At 61.5% G+C, this 21,538-nt stretch carries 15 protein-coding genes; 4 read left to right on the top strand and 11 right to left on the bottom strand.

Annotation, left to right across the window (positions count from 1 at the left end; translation table 11 throughout):
* Window positions 1–34: 34 nt before the first annotated feature.
* From J3Q04_RS13080 to J3Q04_RS13090, 3 genes are read right to left on the bottom strand one after another with little or no spacing between them, the layout of a single operon-like run.
* Window positions 35–478 (bottom strand): DUF421 domain-containing protein, encoded by a 444-nt coding sequence (locus tag J3Q04_RS13080; protein WP_420763990.1) that lies wholly within the window; start codon window positions 476–478, stop codon window positions 35–37.
* 7 nt (window positions 479–485) lie between these two features.
* On the bottom strand, window positions 486–1,004 hold the full coding sequence (locus J3Q04_RS13085) for a hypothetical protein (RefSeq protein WP_420763991.1): 519 nt from the start codon (window positions 1,002–1,004) through the stop codon (window positions 486–488).
* Window positions 1,005–1,013: 9 nt separating this feature from the next.
* Complete coding sequence (locus J3Q04_RS13090; protein WP_420763992.1) at window positions 1,014–1,514, bottom strand: CinA family protein; 501 nt, start codon at window positions 1,512–1,514, stop codon at window positions 1,014–1,016.
* A 167-nt stretch (window positions 1,515–1,681) separates the two neighbouring features.
* Between J3Q04_RS13090 and J3Q04_RS13095 the strand changes: the two genes are divergently transcribed.
* Both J3Q04_RS13095 and J3Q04_RS13100 read left to right on the top strand, forming a co-directional pair.
* Window positions 1,682–2,293 carry a Yip1 family protein gene (locus J3Q04_RS13095; RefSeq protein ID WP_434611392.1) on the top strand — a complete coding sequence of 204 codons (612 nt, stop codon included), beginning with the start codon at window positions 1,682–1,684 and terminating at the stop codon, window positions 2,291–2,293.
* A 152-nt stretch (window positions 2,294–2,445) separates the two neighbouring features.
* On the top strand, window positions 2,446–6,591 hold the full coding sequence (locus J3Q04_RS13100; protein ID WP_434611390.1) for a CheR family methyltransferase: 4,146 nt from the start codon (window positions 2,446–2,448) through the stop codon (window positions 6,589–6,591).
* A 109-nt stretch (window positions 6,592–6,700) separates the two neighbouring features.
* Here J3Q04_RS13100 and ligD read toward each other — a convergent pair whose 3' ends face one another.
* The 4 genes from ligD to J3Q04_RS13120 are packed head-to-tail and all read right to left on the bottom strand — an operon-like array spanning window position 6,701 to window position 12,865.
* Window positions 6,701–9,337, bottom strand: a complete 2,637-nt coding sequence (gene ligD / locus J3Q04_RS13105) for a DNA ligase D (protein ID WP_434611388.1) — start codon at window positions 9,335–9,337, stop codon at window positions 6,701–6,703.
* Window positions 9,334–10,497, bottom strand: a complete 1,164-nt coding sequence (locus tag J3Q04_RS13110; RefSeq protein ID WP_420763996.1) for a carboxylate-amine ligase — start codon at window positions 10,495–10,497, stop codon at window positions 9,334–9,336. Before J3Q04_RS13110 ends, ligD begins: the two co-directional genes overlap by 4 nt.
* Window positions 10,469–11,470 (bottom strand): methyltransferase, encoded by a 1,002-nt coding sequence (locus J3Q04_RS13115; RefSeq protein WP_420763997.1) that lies wholly within the window; start codon window positions 11,468–11,470, stop codon window positions 10,469–10,471. The genes J3Q04_RS13110 and J3Q04_RS13115 overlap by 29 nt, the downstream gene beginning before the upstream one ends.
* A gap of 9 nt (window positions 11,471–11,479) precedes the next feature.
* A complete protein-coding gene (locus J3Q04_RS13120; protein ID WP_434611385.1) occupies window positions 11,480–12,865 on the bottom strand; it encodes an iron-containing redox enzyme family protein in 1,386 nt (461 codons plus the stop codon).
* A gap of 197 nt (window positions 12,866–13,062) precedes the next feature.
* Between J3Q04_RS13120 and J3Q04_RS13125 the strand changes: the two genes are divergently transcribed.
* Complete coding sequence (locus tag J3Q04_RS13125; protein WP_434611382.1) at window positions 13,063–14,406, top strand: cation:proton antiporter; 1,344 nt, start codon at window positions 13,063–13,065, stop codon at window positions 14,404–14,406.
* On the opposite strand, the gene J3Q04_RS13130 is transcribed toward J3Q04_RS13125, so the two are convergent.
* On the bottom strand, window positions 14,403–14,939 hold the full coding sequence (locus J3Q04_RS13130; RefSeq protein WP_420764000.1) for a hypothetical protein: 537 nt from the start codon (window positions 14,937–14,939) through the stop codon (window positions 14,403–14,405). The genes J3Q04_RS13125 and J3Q04_RS13130 overlap by 4 nt on opposite strands.
* A 141-nt stretch (window positions 14,940–15,080) precedes the next feature.
* Between J3Q04_RS13130 and J3Q04_RS13135 the strand changes: the two genes are divergently transcribed.
* Complete coding sequence (locus tag J3Q04_RS13135) at window positions 15,081–15,311, top strand: hypothetical protein (RefSeq protein WP_434564014.1); 231 nt, start codon at window positions 15,081–15,083, stop codon at window positions 15,309–15,311.
* A 70-nt stretch (window positions 15,312–15,381) separates the two neighbouring features.
* Here the strand turns inward: J3Q04_RS13135 and J3Q04_RS13140 are convergent, their stop codons facing one another.
* The 3 genes from J3Q04_RS13140 to J3Q04_RS13150 form a co-directional block, all read right to left on the bottom strand.
* On the bottom strand, window positions 15,382–17,316 hold the full coding sequence (locus J3Q04_RS13140) for a PAS domain S-box protein (protein ID WP_434564013.1): 1,935 nt from the start codon (window positions 17,314–17,316) through the stop codon (window positions 15,382–15,384).
* A 114-nt stretch (window positions 17,317–17,430) separates the two neighbouring features.
* The gene (locus J3Q04_RS13145; RefSeq protein ID WP_434611379.1) at window positions 17,431–19,767 is read right to left on the bottom strand and encodes an ATP-dependent DNA helicase; all 2,337 of its coding nucleotides are present in this window, start codon (window positions 19,765–19,767) and stop codon (window positions 17,431–17,433) included.
* The gene (locus J3Q04_RS13150; RefSeq protein WP_434611377.1) at window positions 19,764–21,416 is read right to left on the bottom strand and encodes a VRR-NUC domain-containing protein; all 1,653 of its coding nucleotides are present in this window, start codon (window positions 21,414–21,416) and stop codon (window positions 19,764–19,766) included. The genes J3Q04_RS13145 and J3Q04_RS13150 overlap by 4 nt, the downstream gene beginning before the upstream one ends.
* Window positions 21,417–21,538 lie beyond the last annotated feature (122 nt).

Below are 21,538 nucleotides of genomic sequence, written 5' to 3' on the forward strand. Positions count from 1 at the left end.
GCTTGCTCCCTCGCCACGGAAAGCGCCCTTCTGATCACTCCTTGGCAATCACCGAAATCTTCCCATTGCGCTCGATGATCGCGAATTTGATCTGGTCCAGGGTCTCGATGCCCTGGCTCGAGCGTGCCGCTTCCATGATGTCCGCCTCAACCAGCCGTGCGTGGCGCATACGGCCCTGGAGGATGCGCCCGTCCTCGACGATGATGGTCGGGCCGCCATCGATGAGCCGGGACACCCAGTCGGAGCGCAGCTTGAGCAACGAAAATCCGACATCAATGGCGATCAGCGTGACGATGACCATGAACGAGTTGGTCATCGAAAAGTCATCCCCCAGCAGCGCTTGCTGGGTCGCCTCGCCAATGATCATCAAGAGCACGAAATCGAACGTGGTGATTTCCGCCAACGAACGACGCCCGGCGATCTTGAACAACACCATCAGCACCGCATACATCGCGGCGGCTCGCAGTACCGAATCCATATGTCACCTAAGGAAAGATGAATTGACTGAACGTGACCACGGCGCCGTTGGGCGTTGCGATGCGGCTCTGGTACGTGCCGAGGCCTTCGCTGAGCAATGACAGGTGCAGGTTCGCCTGCCCCTGACCATCCGCCTGGAGCCAGAGCTTCATGCCCGGACCCGCGGCGGCCGAGCGCATGGGCGTAGGTTGCACGCTTTGCACGTCGAATCCCTCCAGCCAGTCGCCCCCGAGCTCGATTTCCAGCACTGCATTGGGTGCTCCCTTCAAGCGCACGATCACCGGATTGGTCGAGCCGTTGCGATGGAACCTCTCGTATTCGACCCCGATGCTGCCGTCAGCACTGTGAATCTCGCTATTGCTCAGTGGCCCATGGGAAAACAGCCCGAGCAACGTCAACAAGACCAGCAGCACCAACGCATACCAACCCACCCGTTCGAAACGCCAGACCTTGTGCTGGAACGCCATGTCCTCGCATACCGGGTACTGGCGACTGCGATGATCGTCCTGTTCGCATTGGTCGGTCATGGGGTCCTCCTATCGACGTTCACCCGCCATGGCGCGCCGGTGATAGCTGGGCAATTGCTGCAAGGCGTATTCACTGGATAACCGTTGCACCTGGCGCCGATCGCCGAAAAAACGCTCTCGGCGGCTGAACAGCGCGCGCTGCCCGTTCAATTCGAACGCCCAGGCAAAACACACCGTGCCGGCGGGAATACCGTCCTTGTCGTCGGGCCCGAGCAGGCCGGTGGTGGCCACCGCCACGTTGGCGTTGGCGTCGCGCAATGCGCCAAAAGCCATTTCCTCGGCGACTTCGCGGCTGGTCAGGTTGAAGGTATCGATGGTCCGCGGCTTGACACCCAGCAGCCGCTGCTTGGCTTCGGGGGAATACACCACGTAACCGCTTTCGATCAGCGAACCGCTGCCCGGCACTTCGGCCAACAGCGTGACGATAAGCCCTGCGGTGCAGGACTCGGCAGTGGTCAGGCGCAACTCATGTTCACGCATGTACTCGATCAGGGAATGGGCAACAGTCATGGCATACAGTCCTTCATGGATGCTGATGGGTTGACCCCCGCCGCCTCGAATCATTCCCTTTATCGCGCCGTCGCGCCAAGCGGTCAAATAAATGAAACCCCTGGTCATTCCTGTACCTCATAACGGTATGAGCCTCATGCAGAGGCTGTCTTGATCAGGAGGTCGTTATGTCCGTGCTTTTCGTCAAACTGTTCACCCATCCGGAATTCGCCTGGGGGGACATTCGCGAGCAGGAACAGGCCCATCCCCACCATTACCTGGCGCATCTTCTGTTGCTCGCACTGATTCCGGCGGTAGCCCTGTTCGTCGGTACCACTTGGACCGGTTGGAGTCTGGCCGAAAACGAAACCGTGCGACTCAGCCACGCCAGTGCGCTGCAGCTGTGCGTCTTGCTGTATGTGACCATCGTTGTCGGCGTAACGTTGATGGGGCTGTTCATCCGCTGGATGTCGCGCACCTTCGAGGCCCGGCCAACCGTCAACCAATGCATCGGTTTCGCTGCCTACACCGCGACCCCCTACTTCCTGGCCGGAATATTCGGCGTGTACCCCAGCCGATGGCTGGCAGTGGCCGTCCTGCTGGCGGCTTCGGTGTACTCGACTTTCCTGCTGTTCGTCGGCCTGCCTAAGTTCATGGGTTTGAAGAAGGAACAGGGCCTACTGTATTCGGCCAGTGTCTGGGGCGTCGGCCTGCTGGTGCTGGTCACGATTCTGGTGGAGATGATCCTGCTGTGGTTCAACTATTTGCAGCCGGAGTATTTGCGGGTTCCGGTAGGCTGAACGGGTTTTGAGGTACACAATAACGGTGGCGGCGGTGTTGCGAAGCGTCAATTTCGCAATGTTCGTGTAACACGACTATCCTGCGGCTTTGCATCCTGAAATCGAGTCGGCAGCGCTGGACCGCCCCGCCGCCCTTTAAGGCCTAACCTAATATGTCATCTCCAAGCAAACGCTCTCCCAACGTTCCACAACGAAAGGAGCTGAGCCCCAGTCACCTGGATTTCGCCGTCGTGGGCATCGGCGCCTCGGCGGGTGGGTTGCAGGCCATCAAGCAGTTTTTCGAGCACATGCCCAAGGACAACGGCATGGCGTTCGTGATCGTACTTCACTTGGCGCCGGATCATCAGAGCATCGCCGACAAGATCATCCAGGAATCCACCAAGATGCCTGTATTGCAGGTGACCGAGGCGGTGCCGATCGAGAAGAACCATGTCTATGTGATTTCCCCGGCCCATCATTTATCGATGAACGACGGGTATCTGAAGGTTACCCCGGCCGAACCGCGCCAGGGTGGGCACGTGGCGATCGACCTGTTTTTCCGTGACCTGGCCGATGTGCACAAGGACCGCGCGTTTTGCCTGGTGCTGTCGGGCACCGGTTCCGACGGTGCCGTGGGTCTGTCAAGAATCAAGGAGCAAGGGGGGGTGACCCTCGCTCAGTCGCCCCAGGACGCCGAATTCGATGGCATGCCACAGGCGGCCATCGACACCCAGATGGTCGATCTGGTGCTACCGGTGGCGGAAATGCCGCAAAAACTCCTGGAGCTGTGGCAAAACTCCCAGGCCATCCGCCTGCCGACCGCCAACGACCCTGAGATACATGCCCAGCCGCCGACATCCGAGCGAGAAGCCGTTGCCGCCGAGCAATCGCTGCACGACATCCTGGTGCAGCTGCGGGCAGGCACCGGCCATGACTTCAAGCATTACAAACGGGCCACCGTGCTGCGGCGTATCGAACGACGCATGCAAGTCACCGCCCAACCGGACCTCAACGCCTACTACAGCTATCTGCAGAATCATCCGGAGGAAACCAAGGCCCTGCTCGGTGACCTGCTGATCGGTGTGACCAACTTCTTCCGGGACCGTGAGGCCTTCGAAGCCCTGGAGCGCGACGTACTGCCCAACCTGCTCAAGCCGGTGGAACCGGGCAGCGTCCCGCCGGAGGAAATCAGGGTCTGGTCGGCCGGCTGCTCGACCGGCGAGGAAGCCTACACCCTGGCGATGTTGATCAGCGATCAACTGCAACACGACGCCAGCAACGCCAAGCTGCAGATATTCGCCACCGACATCGATGAGCGGGCAATAACCGTGGGCCGCAGCGGGGGCTACCCCGAAGCGATCATCACCGACGTGCCGCCCACCCGCCTGCGCCAGTACTTCGTCAAGGAAAACTCGACATTCCGTGTGCGCAAGGAAGTCCGCGAACGGGTGCTGTTCGCCAAGCACAGCCTACTCTCGGACCCGCCGTTCTCGCAGATCGACCTGATCGTGTGCCGCAACCTGCTGATCTACCTCGACCGCGAGGTGCAGCGTGAAATCCTGCAAATGTTCCACTTTGCCCTGCGGCCGGGCGGCTATCTGTTCCTCGGCTCTTCGGAATCGGCCGACGCCTGCAGCGAATTGTTCAGCCCGGTGGACAAGCGCAACCGGATCTTCCGCGCCAAGTACGGCACCGCCAGCAGCCGCCGCACACCGACCATGCCCCGTGGCGGTTATGTGCGCAGTACCTCGGCGTTGGTCCCGCCCCAGGTCGCGGTGCCACGCAAAGTCTCGTTCGCCGATATCCACCTGCGCGCCATCGAGCGTGCCGCGCCGCCCAGCATGATTGTCGACAACAATGGCGACATCCTGCACATGATCGAAAGTGCCGGCCGCTACCTGCGCCATGTCGGCGGCGAAATGTCGCGCAACCTGCTGACGCTGATCAATCCGCAACTGCGCCTGGAAATCCGCACGGCGTTGTTTCAGGTCAACCAGAACGGCCAACCGGTCAAGTCACGCCAAGTCAACATGGAACGCGACGGACGGCGTTTCCTGGTGGACCTCCTGGTCCAGCCCTATCGCGACGAACAGTCCGATGGCGACTTTGTGCTCGTCGTCTTCGAAGAGGAAGAAATCGACCCCGTCCAGCAGGTTGCCGCCATTACCAGCCAGACCGAAAACCAGGTGCTTGCCAACCTGGAACGCGAACTCCAACGCACCAAGTCGCACCTGCAGGACACCATCGAGCAGGCAGAAGTCTCCAGCGAAGAGCTCAAGGCTTCCAATGAAGAAATGCAGGCCATCAACGAGGAGTTGCGATCAGCCACCGAGGAGCTGGAGACCAGCAAGGAAGAGCTGCAATCGATCAATGAGGAACTGCTGACGGTCAACTACGAGCTCAAGACCAAGGTGGAGGAAACCGACAAGATCAACGACTACCTCACCAACCTGATCGCCTCCACCGATATTGCCACGGTATTCGTCGACCGCAGCATGCGCATCAAGTGGTTCACGCCTCGGGCCACGGAGATTTTCAGCATGCTGCCGGTGGACACCGGCCGTTCGTTGCTGGACATCACCCATCGGCTGGACTACCCGGACATGGCGGCGGACGCCACCCAGGTATTCGAATCCCTGAACATGATCGAGCGCGAAGTCACTAGCAGCGACGCTCGCTGGTACATTGCCCGGCTGCTGCCATACCGCTCCAGCGAAGATCATATCGACGGCACGGTGCTGACCTTCATCGATATCACCAAGCGTCGCGCGGCCGAAGAAGAGCTGCGCTTGGGCGAGGAACGCATGCGCCTTGTGGCTGAAAGCACCCGCGACTACGCGATTATCCTGTTGGACGAGCACGGCGTGATCACCAGCTGGAACACCGGGGCGGAGCTGATCTTCGGGCATACCAAGAGCGAAGCCGAAGGCAGTTACTACGACTTCGTGTTCACGCCCGAGGACCGCGCCACTGGCGTACCCGAAACAGAATTGAGCACCGCTCGAACCAAAGGCCGTTGCGAAGACGAGCGCTGGCACCAGCGCAAGGATGGCAGCCGCTTCTTCTGCAGCGGCGAAGTCACACTGCTCAGCGGCGAATGTCTGCAGGGTTACGTGAAGATTGCCCGTGACCTCACCGGCCACAAGCGCCTGCACGAGGAACAGACCCAGCGGCTCCTGGAAACCCAGAACTCCAGCCATTTGAAGGATGAGTTCTTCGCCGTCATGTCCCACGAGCTCAAGCACCCGCTGAACCTGATCCAGCTAAACGCCGAATTGCTTCGCCGCCTGCCGGTGACCAAGGCCGCCACCACCGCGGCCCGGGCCGTCAATACCATTTGCGATGCGGTCAACAGCCAGGCACGCATTATTGACGATCTGCTGGACGTGGCCCGTGTCCGCACCGGCAAGCTCAAGCTCAAGCGCCAAGCCGTCGATCTGGCGCGGGTGCTACAAGACATCTACACCGTGGTGATCAACGACAATCATCCCAACAAGGTCACTCTGGACCTGCCCGAGGGTTCCAATGGAGAACTGATCGTCAATGCCGACCCGACCCGGCTGGAACAGATCATCTGGAACCTGGTGAACAACGCGCTGAAATTCACCCCTAGCGGCGGCCGCGTGCAACTGGTCGCCAGCCACGACGACCATATGGCGCGCCTGGACGTAAAGGATTCCGGCGTGGGTATCGCGGCGGAGCACCTGAGCGAAGTGTTCGACCTGTTCGGCCAGGCCGAGACCCAACACGCGACACACCAGCGCGAAGGCCTGGGGATCGGCCTGTCACTGGTCCGGCAATTGACCGAAGCCCACGGCGGCAGCGTCGAGGTCAAGTCCGAGGGGCTGGGGAAAGGTTGCACCTTCACGATTCGCCTGCCCCTGAGCAATGCCGCGATCGTGCCCAAACCGCAGGCTTGCGAGGAACAGTCGGGACGCCTGAGCGGCCTGACGGTGTTGCTGGTGGACGACTCCCCGGACGTGCTCGATACCCTCAAGTTGCTGCTGGAAATGGAAGACGCCAACGTGGTCGCTTTCGACCAGCCGCTGCAAGCCTTGCAGGCCGCCAAGGACGCCCGTTTCGACGTGGTGATCTCCGATCTGGGCATGCCGGTGATGAATGGCCATGAATTGATGCAGGCGCTGCGCGAGCTGCCTCACATCAAACACATCCCGGCCATCGCCCTGACGGGCTACGGTGCGTCCATCGACCTGCATAAATCACAACAATCGGGCTTCGACCAGCACATCGGCAAGCCGGTGTCCTATGACGAGTTGATTGAAACGATCGAGCAGTTGCGGCGTTCGCGGGTTTACTAGCTGGGGCTGGCTAGAACAGCCTCTGTAGCGGGGGTGCTTGCTCCCTCACCACAGAGGCGGGTTATTTTTAGCTACTCATTGCCTCGCCAAAAAAGCGAGGCCGATCAAGCTACTTCGCAGTCTTCTTCATCCCAATCCGCCGCCGCATGTCGGCGGTGATGCTCTGGCGGGTCTTGGGCAAGTCAGCCCAAGGCTCATGCCCCACCTCCGCCAGCCGCTCGTGGACGTTGTTCACGTTCCAAAGGTTGGCGCCCTTGAGCTCGGCCACTTCTTCCCGGTAGATGGGCACCGACACCGGCAGCCCTTCCCTGGTACGCACTGCGTAGGCACAAATGGTGGTTGCGCCCAAACCGTTGCGCAGGTAATCGATGAAGATCCGCCCTACCCGGTTCTTGGGACCCGACACTGCCGAGAAGCGATCGGGCAACAGCTTGGCCATGTGGCTGACGATGGCATGGCTGAAGCCTTTCACCTCATCCCAGCCCAACTTGCGAGTAATCGGCACGACAATGTGGATGCCCTTGCCGCCGCTGGTCTTTAGAAACGCCTTCAGGCCCAGCTCATCCAGCACTGACAAAGTCAATTGCGTGGCTTCCACCATGCTTTTCCACGGCAGCGCCGGGTCCGGGTCAAGGTCGAGGACGAAGCGGTCAGGCTTGTCCAGATCGGCAGAAGTCCCGTTCCAGGTGTGCAGCTCCACGGTACTCATCTGTACCGCGCCGATCAGCGCTTCGGCGTTGTTGATGATCATCACTGGTTGCCCGGTCAGGTCCTTGTCCAGGCTGGTGATGCCGGGAATTGCCAGGCGCTCGGGGTTCTTCTGGAAGAACAACTCGCCGGCGATGCCATCCGGCGCCCGTACCAGCGCCACCGGGCGATCGGCCAGCTCCGGCAGGATAAAATCAGCAACGCTGGCGTAGTACTCGGCGAGTTGCATCTTCGTGGTGCCGCTGCTCGCGTCGATAATCCGATCCGGATGGGTAATGCGGACCTTGCCTTCCAAGGTTGGCGACTGCGTGGTCTTGGCCTTGGCCGTGGCCTTGGATTTGGATTTGGATTTGGCTTTCGGCTCGGCCGGCGCCGGTTCAGCATTGTCCTTGGCCGCCGCTTTTTTCACGGTTTTGGGCAATTCCTGGGTAATCGCCTTTGCCGGTTTGTCATTGCGCAGGCCATGGAACACGGCATGGCGTACCGAGCCTTCCTTGGTCATTTCGGCAAACGCCACTTCCGCCAGCAACTCCGGTTTTAGCCAGTGCACACCCTTGGCGTCATACCCTGTGGGCGGATTGACCACGGCGGCCTTTTTGGTTTCCAGGGGCAACAGCTGCTGATGGATGCTTTTGAGCGTGGTTTCGTTGAAACCGGTGCCAACCTTGCCGGCATAGCGCAGCTCGCCGCTGTCGACGTCATGCAGGCCCAGTAACAAGGCGCCAAACGCGCTGCGGGCGCCCTTCGGCTCGCTGAAGCCGACCACGACGAATTCCTGGCGGTTCTTGCACTTGAGCTTGATCCAGTCGCTGCTGCGCCGGGACACATAGGCGCTGCCCTGGCGCTTGCCGATCAGCCCTTCCATGCGCATCTGGCAGGCACTGTTGAGCAATGCTTGCGGGGTTTCTTCGAAGGAGTCGGAGTAACGCAGCAAGGGATCTTCGTTGGGTTCCAGCACCGCAGCCAACGCCGCCCGGCGCTCCTCCACCGGCACTTTGCGCAAGTCCATGCCGTTGAGGTACGGCAGGTCGAACAGGTAATAAGCGATCTTGCCACTGCTGCCAGCGTCGAAGGCGTTTTGCAGGGCCTGGAAGTCCGGCACGCCTTGCTCGTCGGCGACGACCATTTCACCGTCCAGCCAGGCTGATTCCAACCCCAGCCCCGCCAGAGCCTCGGCCTGTTTCGGCAGTTTGTGGGTCCAGTCATGGCCGTTGCGGGTAATCAAGCGCACGTCGCCATTATCGATGCGCGCCATGACGCGGTAGCCGTCGAACTTGATTTCGTAGAGCCATTCGCCATCGGGTGCGCTTTCCACCAGGGTCGCCAGTTCCGGCTTGAGGGTCTCGGGGATGGGCCCGGCCACGGCGCCGCTGAGGGTGGTCTTGCCGCTCTTTTTGGATGGCTTCGCCTTGGCGGGTTTTTCCGGCTGCTTTACAGCCTTGGCGGCGGCCGCCTTGCCCCGCCGCTTGGGCACGATGGTGCGGTCACTGAGCACGCTGTCGGGCTCGGCCTGCACCACGTCGTACTCGCTTTCCGGCCGGGCGGCGTCATCTTGATGCTTGATCAGAAACCATTGTTCCTGCTTGCCCGGCATATGGGTGCGCACCAGGTTCCACAGCCCCGCGAGCTTTTCCCCCCGCAGCTCGAACTTGAGCCGGCCTTTTTCGTAGGCTTCGTGCACGTCACCCTGTGGAATCCACACGCCCCGGTCCCAGACGATGACGTCGCCCGCGCCGTAGTGCCCCTCCGGGATACTGCCCTCGAACGTCGCGTAATCGATGGGATGGTCTTCAACGTGAACCGCCAGGCGCTTGACCTTCGGGTCCAGGGACGGCCCCTTGGGCACCGCCCAGCTCTTGAGCGCGCCATCCAGCTCCAGGCGAAAGTCGTAATGCAGCCGCGTTGCATCGTGCTTCTGTATGCAGTACTGCAACCCGTGGGTGGTTTTTGCCGATTTGCGAGAGCGCTTCGCCGACGGTTCCGGGGTGGCGCCGAAATCGCGCATGCGGTTGTAGTCGTCGAGGGTTTTGCTGGTCATTGGCCACCTGCAACTTGCGCGAGGGTGGGATCGGCCACCGGCAAACCGGCGGTTTCCGACAACAGCTGATCGACCACCCGGCCCAGGGCCTCTTCGGTCGTATCGCCCAGCAGCAGGCCTTGCTCGTAGAGGACCACTTGTCGATCAGCGCTGGTGCCCTCCTGGATGATCCGGCGCGCTTGCTTGAACACATCCTGCACGCCCAGCGCCGTCGCGGTGTCGCCGAAGGTCTGCTCGGCCAGGTTCAGCCACTCGCCAATCAGCATCGGCTGCTCCTGGCCTTCGACAATAAATTCCGCGAGGATGCCGTGGCGCTTGGCCCGATAGCGGTTTTCCTTGAGGATCCAGTGGGACATCAAGCTGTAGTGGGCGCCTGGCTTGGGCTGGGCGACGGCGTGGGCAATCATCAGTCGAAACAGCGAGACGAGGCACAGCACATCTTCGGTCCGCGGGCAGGCATCGCAGATACGCAGCTCCAGGGTCGGATAGTGCGAGGAAGGCCTGATCACCCACCAGCAATCGCTGGGCTGGCGGATGGAGCTGGTGCGGGTGAGCATGTCCACGTAGCCATTGAAGGCTGATTCGTCCTCGAAGAATTCCGGCACGCCCATGCGCGGCCATTCATCGCAGGCCACTTGCCTATAACTGCTGAAGCCACTGTAGGCGCCGTTCCAGAACGGCGATGACGCGCTGAGCGCCAACAGCATCGGCAGCCAGGGCAGCACCTCATTCATCACCTTGACCCGGTCATGATCGCCCGGCACTTCCACATGTATGTGCAGGCCCGACAGGACGCTGCGGCGCGCCACGCGCTGGTAGTCGTCGAACAACTGCTGGAAGTGCAGCTCGTCGGTGGGTTGCAAGCCAACGGTCGCCATTGGATGGGATCCTGCGCTCAGCAATCCCAGGCCATGGGGCGCCAAGCGCTGAGTCAGGCCGTTACGCACCTGGGCCAGGTAATCGGCCGCCTCGGCCAGGCTGCGGAAGATGGGCGAAGCCATTTCCACCTGGCTCTGGAACATTTCATGGGCGAAGTGCTTGCCCAGCTCTTCCCGGCACGCCGTCACCGCCGCCGCCGACGGTTGATCGGGCATGCGGCGGGTTTGCAGGTCGGTGATGAAATATTCCTCTTCAATGCCGAACTTCAGACGCCTGTTCATCGATATTCCCTCCGATACCCGCACCCGTGCGGGTGACAACCAACGCCACCACGGCGATCCGTTCCACGTCCTGATAACCGGGTGTCAGCAGTTCCTCGCCAAACACATCCGGGTCCAATTCCCTGTAGGTCCAGGCGAACTGCGGTGAATCGCGCCAAGGGCCCAGAGCCTCCAGAAACGGATCACGACCGTCGACCATCGCCACGCCGGTGTAGAGCACCAGCGAACCGCCGGGTGTCAGCCGTGGCAATGCCTGTTCGACGATACGCAGCGACAATCCCGCGCCCAGCGTTCCGCCGCCATGGCGATAAGCACGCTCGGCGGGGTCGGCCATATACGGGGGGTTGGCGACGATCAGGTCGAAGTCGCCCTCGACGTCCTTGAGCACGTCGCTGCGGGCGATCTCGACATTTGCCACCTCGGCCAGCGCCGCGTTGACGGCGCACAGCCGCAAGGCCATCGGGTTGATGTCGATGGCCAGTACCTGGGCTTCGCGTCGGGCGCGGGCAATCACCATCGCCCCGACACCGGCGCCGCAGCCAATGTCCACCGCGCGATGCACGGCCGTGAAGTTCTGTTGCAGATGGGTATGGATCAGGTGCGCGAAACGGTAGCTGTCGGGGCCGAAGAACACTGCGTCGTTGGCCTGGGTCGGAAATTGCGAATGGGCGAACAGCATGCCGTCCAAGCTTGACCAGCGCACGCGGCTGCGCAGCAGGCCGTCGTGTTCTTCCAACACTTCTGCTTCTTGCAATTGACGCTGCTCGTCGGCGGAAATAAGCCCCGGCGCGAAGGGCCTGGACCAGCCGAAAACATCCCGCAAGGTCTTGGAGCGCTCGTTGCCTGGCCGCTGGTTGACGCGCTCGTGAGTAAGCGGCGTTGGGGTGATGAAACGGTAGCCGTCAGCGTGCAGGCGGCGACCTAGCTGCAGCAGGGCCAGGTCGGGTTCGGACAGGCGGTCTTCCTGATTCATGCAGGGCTCCTAGCGAAGGGCGGATTTGAGTTCGATGAACCGGCGGGTCGCCAACAACCCGGCCGGGTGGCTGTGGCAGCGGGCCGAGAGCCAGGGCATCAGAATTTGCATCTGCTCATCGGGGGCCTTGCCCCGCAGCGTTTGCTGCAGGTTCTGCACATCCGGGTCTTGGGCCGGTGCCGGCGATTCATGGGCCGCGCCATGATTGCGGCGGGCGCCGGGACGACCGCGCTGGTCCAGCCAGTCGCCGGCAATCCAGTCATGCAGCAGCTGTTTTTCGTAAGGGCTGAAAACCCCGAACATCGCCGCGCCCGGGCCTTCGATCAGGGTCCAGAAACGGCTGTTCTGGGGATCTTCATGGCGTCGGATCCAGCCTTTGCCTTGCATGGCCTTGAGGAAACCCTCCAACTGCCCCGGTTCCGCCAGCCATTGGTTGACGGTCTTGCCTTCGAACTTGCAGTAATCGGAATGCATGTGCTGGCCGAACGGGCGCTTGCGCTCAAGCATGTCCAGGACTTCGCGCTCAAGGTCGAACGACTCGATGACCGCCCGGCTGCCCTGCCCCAGGTCGTTGAGGCGATAGCCCAGTGTGACCCGGCGCCAGAACGACTCGCGGTCAGCTTCCATCGGCATCAGTTGTTGCAACGCTTGCACGGCTTTGTGGGCGTGCCCGGTGCTGGCGTTGTCGATGGTCACGTGAAGCGTGAAGTAATACGGGTCGATGTCCAGCTCGCTCAGCTCATAGGCGCTGATCAGCAAATGCAGGGGCAGTTGCTCATAACCCAGGTTGTAACCGATGACCTCGGGCAGGTATTCGTCGCCGGCATAGCCCAGGGCCAATTGAACAGCACCTTGCAGGTAGCGCTCGTCATCGATGTCGGGCATGTCCTGTAAGCCGTGTTCGGCCAACAGCTTGCGGTAGAGCACGACATGGTTCTGGGCCGGAACGCCATCCCCAAGCTCTTCCAGATAGGTGCACAGCAGCCCCTCGAAGCGATGGTCATGCCAGTGTTTGAGCACACCGTACAGCCATGCGCCGTCCACGAGCTTAGTCGGCGCCACGGCCTGGATAAAATACAGGGCATGGGCCTTGGTCTGGAAAAACTCCCGACCGCCGCCGCTTTTGCGCCGTTCCAGGTAGTCGGCATATTGCCGGGCCACGCCGGCGCTGTGCTGTTCTACCCAGGCAAGCAACGCGCCAGGGTCGTCAGGCATTTCTTGAGGCAATGCGCTCGCTTGTTCGAGACACGGTTGCAGGAAGGCCTGGGCAACCGCTTGTTTGTCAGCATCGTCGGCGCCTTGCAACAGCCGCTCGTAACACTGGCGAACGTTACCAGCACTTGTGAATGGCTGCGCGGTGGCAGGCCTGGATTGGAGGGGTGTCAGCGCAGTCATATAGGCCTCTTGGGTTCTTGGCTGGACGCTCGAATCGGCACGTCTCTTCCTTTGCAGAGCCTCGCGCAGGGCAAAAAATTCCCCTGGATCGAAAAGCGCCCGGATAAACGGAATCGCCCTGATATGCGGCGGAACCCTCGCTTCGCTATCGCCCTCGAACGTTGGACAGGCGCCTTTTCATTACCCAAGGAGCAATCATGATCTTTACCGTGTGGGTAGCCGTACTCGGCGCTGTCTTGCTGACCTTGGCCCTGACCTCCTCCTACCTGCGCTGGATGCCCGTCACCACTTCCGCCGTGTGCCTGGCGCTGGGCGTCGCCATCGGGCCGGCTGGGCTGGGGCTGCTAAAGCTTGATGTCAATGACTCGTCCGGGTGGATGGAGCACCTGACCGAAGTCGCCGTCGTGTTTTCGCTGTTCGTCAGCGGTCTCAAGCTGCGCCTGCCCCTCAAGAACCGCAGCTGGCGCGTGGCTTACGGGCTCGCCGGGCCGGTGATGATCTTGACGATCGTCGGGCTTTGCCTGGCGCTGCATTACCTGTTTGGCCTCGGTTGGGGCATGTCGATGCTGATCGGCGCGATACTGGCGCCGACCGACCCGGTGCTCGCGGCCCTGGTGCAGGTCAACGATGCCCGCGACGACGACCGGGTGCGGTTCGGGCTGTCCGGTGAAGCCGGGCTGAACGATGGCACGGCGTTTCCCTTCGTCATCCTTGGCTTGCTCATGCTGAGCGAGGAAGGCAGCGGATTCCTCGGCGAATGGGCGTTGCGGGACGTCCTGTGGGCGGTGCCGGCGGGTTTGTTGGTGGGCTACTGGCTGGGGCGCGGCATCGGCGGGCTGACGTTGTCGATGCGTATCAAGAATGCCGACAGCACCTTGTCACCCAATGACTATCTGGCCCTGGCCCTGATCGCCCTCGCCTACGTGGCGGCAGAAGCGATCCACGGCTACGGTTTCCTGTCGGTGTTCGCCGCTGGCCTGGGGCTGCGCCAGGCCGAGGTCGAGTCCACCGACGAACACTCGCCACCGGCAGAACACCTGGTACAGCCGGTGGTGGGCCACGAAACGGTCGAGCCTCAGCAGGCGGTGGTCGGCGACACCCAGGCCTTGGACGACGGCCAAGTGGCGGCTGGCGTGATGATGAGCGACATGCTGGCGTTCGGCAGCCTGGTGGAGCGTTCCATGGAGGTTTTCCTGGTGACACTGCTGGGCGTCGTCCTTGCCACTCATTGGGATTGGCGGGCCCTCGCCGTCGGCGCCCTGTTATTCGCGGTCATTCGCCCGTTGAGTGTGTGGGTGATGCCCTGGGGGCGGTTGCTGGACCATCCGCAACGGCTGTTGATCGGCTGGTTCGGTATCCGCGGGATCGGCAGCCTGTTTTATCTGTTCTACGCCTTGAATCACGACGTGCAATCGGAAGTGGCGCAGCAGTGCATCAACCTCACGCTGTCGGTGGTGGCGCTGAGCATCCTTGTCCACGGTGTCACCACCCAACCCGCCCTGGCGTGGTATGAGCGCCGCAAAGACGGTCGCACGGGCTAGCCGCCCGGATCGGTCACTTGGATAAACACCGAGTAAATGCCCAACAGCACCCAGAACGCTGCGAATATCCACGGCGTGCGCACCGAAAACAGCAGCGACTTACGGTAGCCCTTATGGGTCGACTCTCGCTCGCTGAACAGCGGCGATTCGTCGTAGGCCAGCCCCATCAGCGGCTCGCTGCGCAGCAATTCGCTTTGTTTGAAATGCCAGTGGTCGATGATGTCGTAGGCGGCCCGAATGCCCGGCCATGCATTGAGGGAACTCAAGACGCCGAGCAACGCCAAAAATGGCGGCACGATCAGTGTGAAGAGCTTGCCCCACTCCGGGTTCAGATTGGCCATGCAGGATGCAAACGCGATCACCAGGAATGACTGGGCGGTCAGGTAGGCGTCGGTGCGATTGGCCAGAATGCTGGTTTCGTACTGGATTTCCCGACGATAAAAGTCCAGCCGCTCCTTGGGCGAGCCGAACATTTTGGCGTTGTGTTCGGTCAGTTCTTCTTCAGGGGTCAGACGGGTGAGGATTCTGGGCATTGCTCAGGTTTTCCCTCGGTTTGATTGGGGTACATCTAGAAGGATGAGAGCCGGGCAAGTTCAAGCCGATGGACCAAAGGTCAACGAAACGCTGCTGCACCGCCGGGGTCTTTAAAGGATTGAAGGCAAGAGGAAAAAAGCGTGGATTATCTTGGATGGGTGCAATGGCCAGCAATGGCGATCACGGTATTGGCGGCATGGTTGATCGGATCGCGCCAGCCCCGTCGGCGAGTGGCGGGCTTCAGTTGTTTTATTCTCAGCAATATCCTGTGGGTCATTTGGGGCTTGCACACGGATGCCTACGCGCTGATCGTCTTGCAGTTCTGCCTGTGCGCGATGAACCTGCGGGGCTTCAAGAAAAATACCCAATGACACACCATCTGATCGTGGCGAGGGGTTTTGATCCCCTCGCCACAGCGGTCGCACATGACGACTTGGCGGTTTAACCCATCGTCTGCCCGATGATCTGCACCAGGTCGATCTGCTTGAATGGCTTGGTCAAACGCGGCAATTGCGTTGCAAACCCTTCCAGGCGCTCGGCGTAACCAGTGGCGAGGATAACCGGCAGGGTCGGTTGGCGCTCGCGCAGCAATCTGGCCAGCTGCGCGCCATCCATCTGGGGCATGGCCATGTCAGTGATCACCAGGTCGATACCTTCATTGCGCTCGAACAGCTCCAGCGCTTGGGCGCCAGACAACGCGCAGAGGACCCGATGCCCCAAGTCTTCGATCAGCAAACGGGTGCTGGTCAGCACCAGGCTGTCATCGTCCACCACCAGCACCGTCAGTTTCTGGACGTGTTGCGTTGGTATCTCGGTGGCGGGTGGCTTGTCCCTGACCGAATCGTCGGCCACTGGCAACCACAGCTCGGCACTGGTGCCGACGCCTTTCTCGCTCTTGAGAATCAGCCGGCCGCCCAGCTGCTCGGCCAGGCCATGCACCATGGACAGACCCAGGCCAGTGCCTTTGCCGACGCCCTTGGTGGTGAAAAAAGGATCCACCGCCGAAGCCAGCGTCTCCTCGTCCATGCCCTCGCCTTCATCGCTGATGGTCAGGCAGATGTAGCGTCCGGTCGCCAGCGGCTTGCTTGCCGTCGGAGCATCGCTCCCCTGTCGCTCCTGTGCCTGGATCAAGATCCGGCCGCCCTGGGGCATCGCGTCCCGGGCATTCGTCGCCAGGTTGAGGATCGCCAGTTCCAGTTGGTTGACGTCGGCCAGCACCGGCGACAACGCCTCGTCAAACTGGGTCTGGATGTGTATCGAAGGGCCCATGGAGCTTTGCAGCAAACCGCTGATGCCGTCCACCAGCGCCGACAATTCGACCGGTTCGGCGCTGAGTTTCTGCCGCCGGGCAAACGCGAGCATGCGCTGGGTCAGCGATACGCCGCGCAGCGCGCCCTGGGTGGCGTTGTCCAGCAGTTGGGTCAGCTTCGGCTCGCTGGGCATACGCTTGCGCACGATCTCCAGGTTGCCAAGGATCACCGTCAGCAGATTGTTGAAATCATGGGCGATGCCGCCGGTGAGCTGGCCGATGGCTTGCAATTTCTGGGATTGGAACAACGCCTCGCGAGCCTGTTCAAGGGCCTGCTGCGCTTGGGTGGCATCGGTGATGTCCCGGGTGATCTTGGCAAACCCCAGCAACGTACCGGTATCGCTGCGAATCGCATCGATAACCACGTGGGCCATGAATCGCGTGCCATCCCTGCGCACGCGCCAGCCCTTCTTTTCGAAACGCCCCTCCGTGGCGGCGATGCTCAGAGCGCGCTGCGGCTCCCCGGCTTCGCGGTCTTCAGGGGTGTAGAACATGGAAAAATGCTGGCCGATGGCTTGAGCCGGCAGATAGCCCTTGATGCGCTGGGCACCCTGGTTCCAGTTGGTGACTTGTCCATCCGGATCGAGCATGTAGATGGCATAGTCGGTGACGCTTTGCACCAGCAGGCGAAATTGCTGTTCGCTTTGCTTGAGGGTTTCCTCGGCCATCTTGCGATCGGTCAGGTCACGGGTGATCTTGGCGAAACCGAGCAGCTCGCCGCTCTGGGCGTCGATGATCGGGTCGATCACCACGTGAGACCAGAACAGCGTGCCATCCTTTCGCACTCGCCAGCCTTCGCCTTCGAAGCGTCCTTCGCGCACGGCGGTGTCCAGCGCCCGCTGCGGCAGGCCGGCGGCGCGGTCCTGGTCGGTGTAGAAACGGGAAAAATGCTGGCCCAGGATTTCCGATTCTTCATAACCTTTGAAGCGCCGGGCACCGGAGTTCCAACTGATGATAATGCCCGACGGATCGGTCATGTAGATGGCATAGTCCACCACCGCATCGATCAACAGTCTAAAGCGCTGATCTTCATCGATACGGGCGGTCTTTGGGTTCTTCTCAAGCATGTGGCCGAGGCATCCAAGGGAATTTGGGTGGAGTATGGAACAACTGACCCGCCGGGAAAAACCTGATTTTCGTGGGGCTATAGGCTGTTGGGCTTGTGACAGCGGTGCATCCGCCTAAGAAGAGGCAGGATATGCAGGCGACATCGCGATCAAGCTCGCTCCCGCAGGTGCCTTGGGATGCTCAGGATTGATTGACCACCACCGTGGCAGCAACTGCTGCACCTTGGCCTCGCCGAAGCGATCGTCGATCAGCATCACCACTCCGCGATCCAGCTGGGTACGGATGACGCGCCCAGCCGCTTGCACGACCTTCTGCAGGCCGGGGTACAAATAAGTGTAGTCGTATCCATCGCCGAAGATCGCCGCCATTCGCTGCTTGATCTGTTCATTGACCGGGTTGAACTGCGCCAGTCCCAAGGTGGCGACGAAGGCGCCGATCAGGCGCGAGCCCGGCAGGTCGATGCCTTCCCCGAACGCCCCGCCCAGCACGGCGAAGCCGATGCCCTGGCCCTGCTCCGTGAATCGCTCGATAAACGCCTGTCGTGGGGCCTCGCCCATGCCGCGCGATTGCGCCCAGGTCTCGACGTGCGGATATCGCTCGGCGAACAGCCCGGCCACCTGCTGTAAATAATCGAAACTGCTGAAGAACGCCAGGTAGTTGCCAGGGCGCTCATCGAACTGGCGGCCCATCAACTCGACGATCGGCTCAAGGGAAGCCTGGCGACGGGCGAACCGGGTGGAAATGCGACTGACCACCTGTACGTCCAATTGTTGGGCCTGGAACGGTGACTCAACGTCGATCGATACCGTGTCCGCCGGCGTACCCAGCAAGTCAGCGTAGTAGCGCCGTGGACTCAGGGTCGCGGAGAACAGCACGCTGCTGCGTGACGCCGTGAACCGGGGCCGCAGGAAACCGGCCGGGACCACGTTGCGCAGGCACAGCGTGGACAGGCTGCGCTGGCGACCGGTTTCTCGCTTATGGATATCGAACAGGAAGTGCTCGTCGAACGACTCCGCCACGCGCCCGAACTGCAAGATGTCGAAATAGAAGGCCTGCAGGCCGCTGTCCAGGCCTTGGGGGTGGTCGTTGAGGTAATCGCCCATAGCCGTGGCGCAGGACCCCAGCGCAAGGAGCAGCTTTTCCGGGGGGCGGCCATAAGCCTGGTAAGCCGCTACCTGTGGTGCGTGCAAGGCATTCCACTGGCGATTGAGCTTTTGCAGGGGTTTCTTCAGGGGCTCGGGCGCGGTTTTGAGCACCGCCGACAAGGTGGCCTGATCCAGGGTCGCGCTGTACATCTGCCGCCCTCGCTCCACCAGGTTGTGGGCTTCGTCCACCAGGGTCGCGACCGCCCAGCCATTGGCCTGGGCAAGGCCGAAAAGCAAGGCGCTGAAATCGAAATAATAGTTGTAGTCTGCCACCACCACGTCGGCCCAGCGGGCCATTTCCTGGCTCAGGTAATACGGGCAGACCTCGTGGTGCAGGGCGATGTCACGCAACGCGGCTTGATCGAGGAGCGTTACCTGGCTCGCCGCTGCCCGGGCCTGGGGCAGGCGGTCATAGAATCCACGGGCCAGCGGGCAGGATTCGCCATGGCAGGCTTTATCCGGATGTTCACAAGCCTTGTCCCGGGCGATCATTTCCAGCACCCGCAGCGGCATCGCGGTCGTGCTGTTGGTGAGCAGCCGGGCGGCGTCCAATGCCAGTTTGCGTCCTGGGGTTTTCGCCGTGAGAAAAAACACCTTGTCCAGGCGCTGCGGCGCCAAGGCCTTGAGCATGGGGAACAAGGTGCCAACCGTCTTGCCGATGCCAGTGGGCGCCTGGGCCATCAGGCAACGACCGGTGCTGACGGCCTTGAAAACCGACTCGGCCAGGTGGCGCTGCCCCGGCCTGAAGGTCGCGTGGGGAAAAAGCAGGGCCTGTGCGCCCTGGTTGCGTGCCTGGCGATGGCGCATTTCCTGCTCTGCCCAGGCCAGGAACCGTGCGCATTGCTGCTCGAAAAACGTCTGGAGTTGCGACGCTTCGAAACGCTGGTCCAGGCAGGTTTCCTTCTCGCTGACGATGTCGAAATACACCAAGGCAACGTCAATGCGCGGCAGCTCCAATTTCTGGCACATCAGCCAGGCGTAGATCTTCGCCTGGGCCCAGTGCAGCTGCCGATGGTTGTCCGGTTGCTTGCTGAGGTCGCCGCGGTAGGTCTTCACTTCTTCGAGGCGGTTGGTCGCAGGATCGTAGCCATCGGCTCGCCCCTTGACCTTCAGGCTCTGGTAGGTGCCTTCCAGGCTGACCTCTGCCTGGTAGCCCTCGCTGCGCCGTGATGCCACGGTCCGGTGGCCGACAATCCCTTCCAGCGCGGTGGGTGACGGAGTAAAGCGCAAATCGAGGTCGCCGACCTTGGCGGTGAATTCACACAATGCCCGCACGGCGATGCTGTAGCCCGGCGCCTCGGTCATGCGCCCTGCTCCGCCCATTGCACGTAACAGACAGCCACTGGCATACGGTGCTCATGGCAGAAGTCCAGCCATCGCAGCTGGTTGTCCTGCAGGCGATCGCCAGGGCCTTTGACTTCGATCATGCGGTAGGTCTTGTGCTGCGGCCAGAACTGGATCAGGTCCGGCATGCCCGCGCGGTTGGCCTTGATGTCCAATAGCAAACGACTGAACCAGTGTTTGAGGTGCTCTGACGGCAGACAGTCGAGCGCCTGGTCCAACAGCGCTTCGGACAGCGCCCCCCAGAACACGAAAGGTGATTGCACGCCACATTTTTCTGAATAACGACGGCGGATGGTTTCACGGTAGCGCCCGTCATCCAGCTCGGCGAAGCACGCCGCGAACAGCTCGGCGCGACGGTCGTGAAAGTCCTCGTTGAGCAGGTCCACCGGGCCGCGCTGGAACGGGTGGAAGAACGACCCTGGCAACGGCGCGAAAATCGCCGGCCAGCACAGCAGGCCGAACAGGGAATTGACCAAGCTGTTCTCGACGTAGTGCACCGGCGCGGCGTCGTCATGCAAATGGGCCTGGACGCAATATTCCACCGACAATGCCGGATCGACCCGGGGTAAGTGCAAATCCAGCCGCTCGACGCTCCGGGCTATCGGGCGCGGCACGGGTGGCCCGCCCAGTTTGCGCCGCAGCCGCGGCACGATCCGCAACAGGGCTTGTTGTTCGGCGGCGCTTTGCGGCGACTGCGCCGCGGCTTCGCCCAGGTCAAGAGCCAAGGCATATTCACCGACGCGTTCAAGCACCCGGATCATGCGCAACCGCGCGCCGGGATAGGTGCAATCGCAATAGATGCACAGGGCCGTGGCAAAGTCGCCGATACGTTCAGCGTGCTGGCCGATCTGGAACAACAGCTTGCCCCGACGCAGCTCCAGCCAAGGATTATCCAATTCCAGGGTATTGATCCGGGCGACGATCGCCTCAAGCGCTTCACCGGCTTCGAAGCACTGCTGGCATTCATGCAGGAAAAGACAGGCATCGATGTCCTGCCGGCTGCGCAGCCCCCGGGACTCGACACTGAACTCAACGGCCTCGTAGGTAAAAATACCCAGATCCGCCAGCACGAACTCCGACCAATCCTGGTAGAGATTGCCGAAGAACATCAAACGCAAGCGGTCGCACAGCGCCATGACGGTCAGACTGAACAACCGATCCTGGAGCTGAGGGCACCAGGCGCGAAATGGCTGGGGTTGGCTGAACCCCTCGCTCAACGCCAACAGCCAGTCAGCCTTCTTTGCCTTGGGCTGCTCGATACCATGGCCGAGGCAGAGCAGGATTTCAGGCTTGAGCAACACTTCGAACAATTCTTCCAGGCTCAGCTCAGCCTCTTCCTCCACCCAGCCCAAGGCGATCAGGGGTTGCACCGCCGTGCCGATGTCGCCGATCTCGGGGTAATGCAATTTGCCGTGGCGAAAGTGCCGCCCCTTGCGCATCACCATCCGCACCAGCAGGCCTTGGGCGGCACGCGGCAGTGCGGCGAAATCCTCGATGAAACGTTGCTCTTCGACGCTGAGTACATCGGCGTAGCGTTGCGCCAGCCAGGCGAGCACCCGCTGGAAATTGTTCAGGTAGTAAAAGGGATCGTCGAGGGGGTTGGCTGTCACGGAAAATAGCGCCACGGTGCTTGAAGTACTGGTTATGCGTACAGATAACAGCTAGTCGCAGCCCAGGCAACTGCAAAAGATGAGCGGTCTCCTATATTTAAAGGGGAAAACCTTCAAGCGGC

Source organism: Pseudomonas sp. D4-21, assembly GCF_051132125.1.
Taxonomy (GTDB): Bacteria; Pseudomonadota; Gammaproteobacteria; order Pseudomonadales; family Pseudomonadaceae; genus Aquipseudomonas.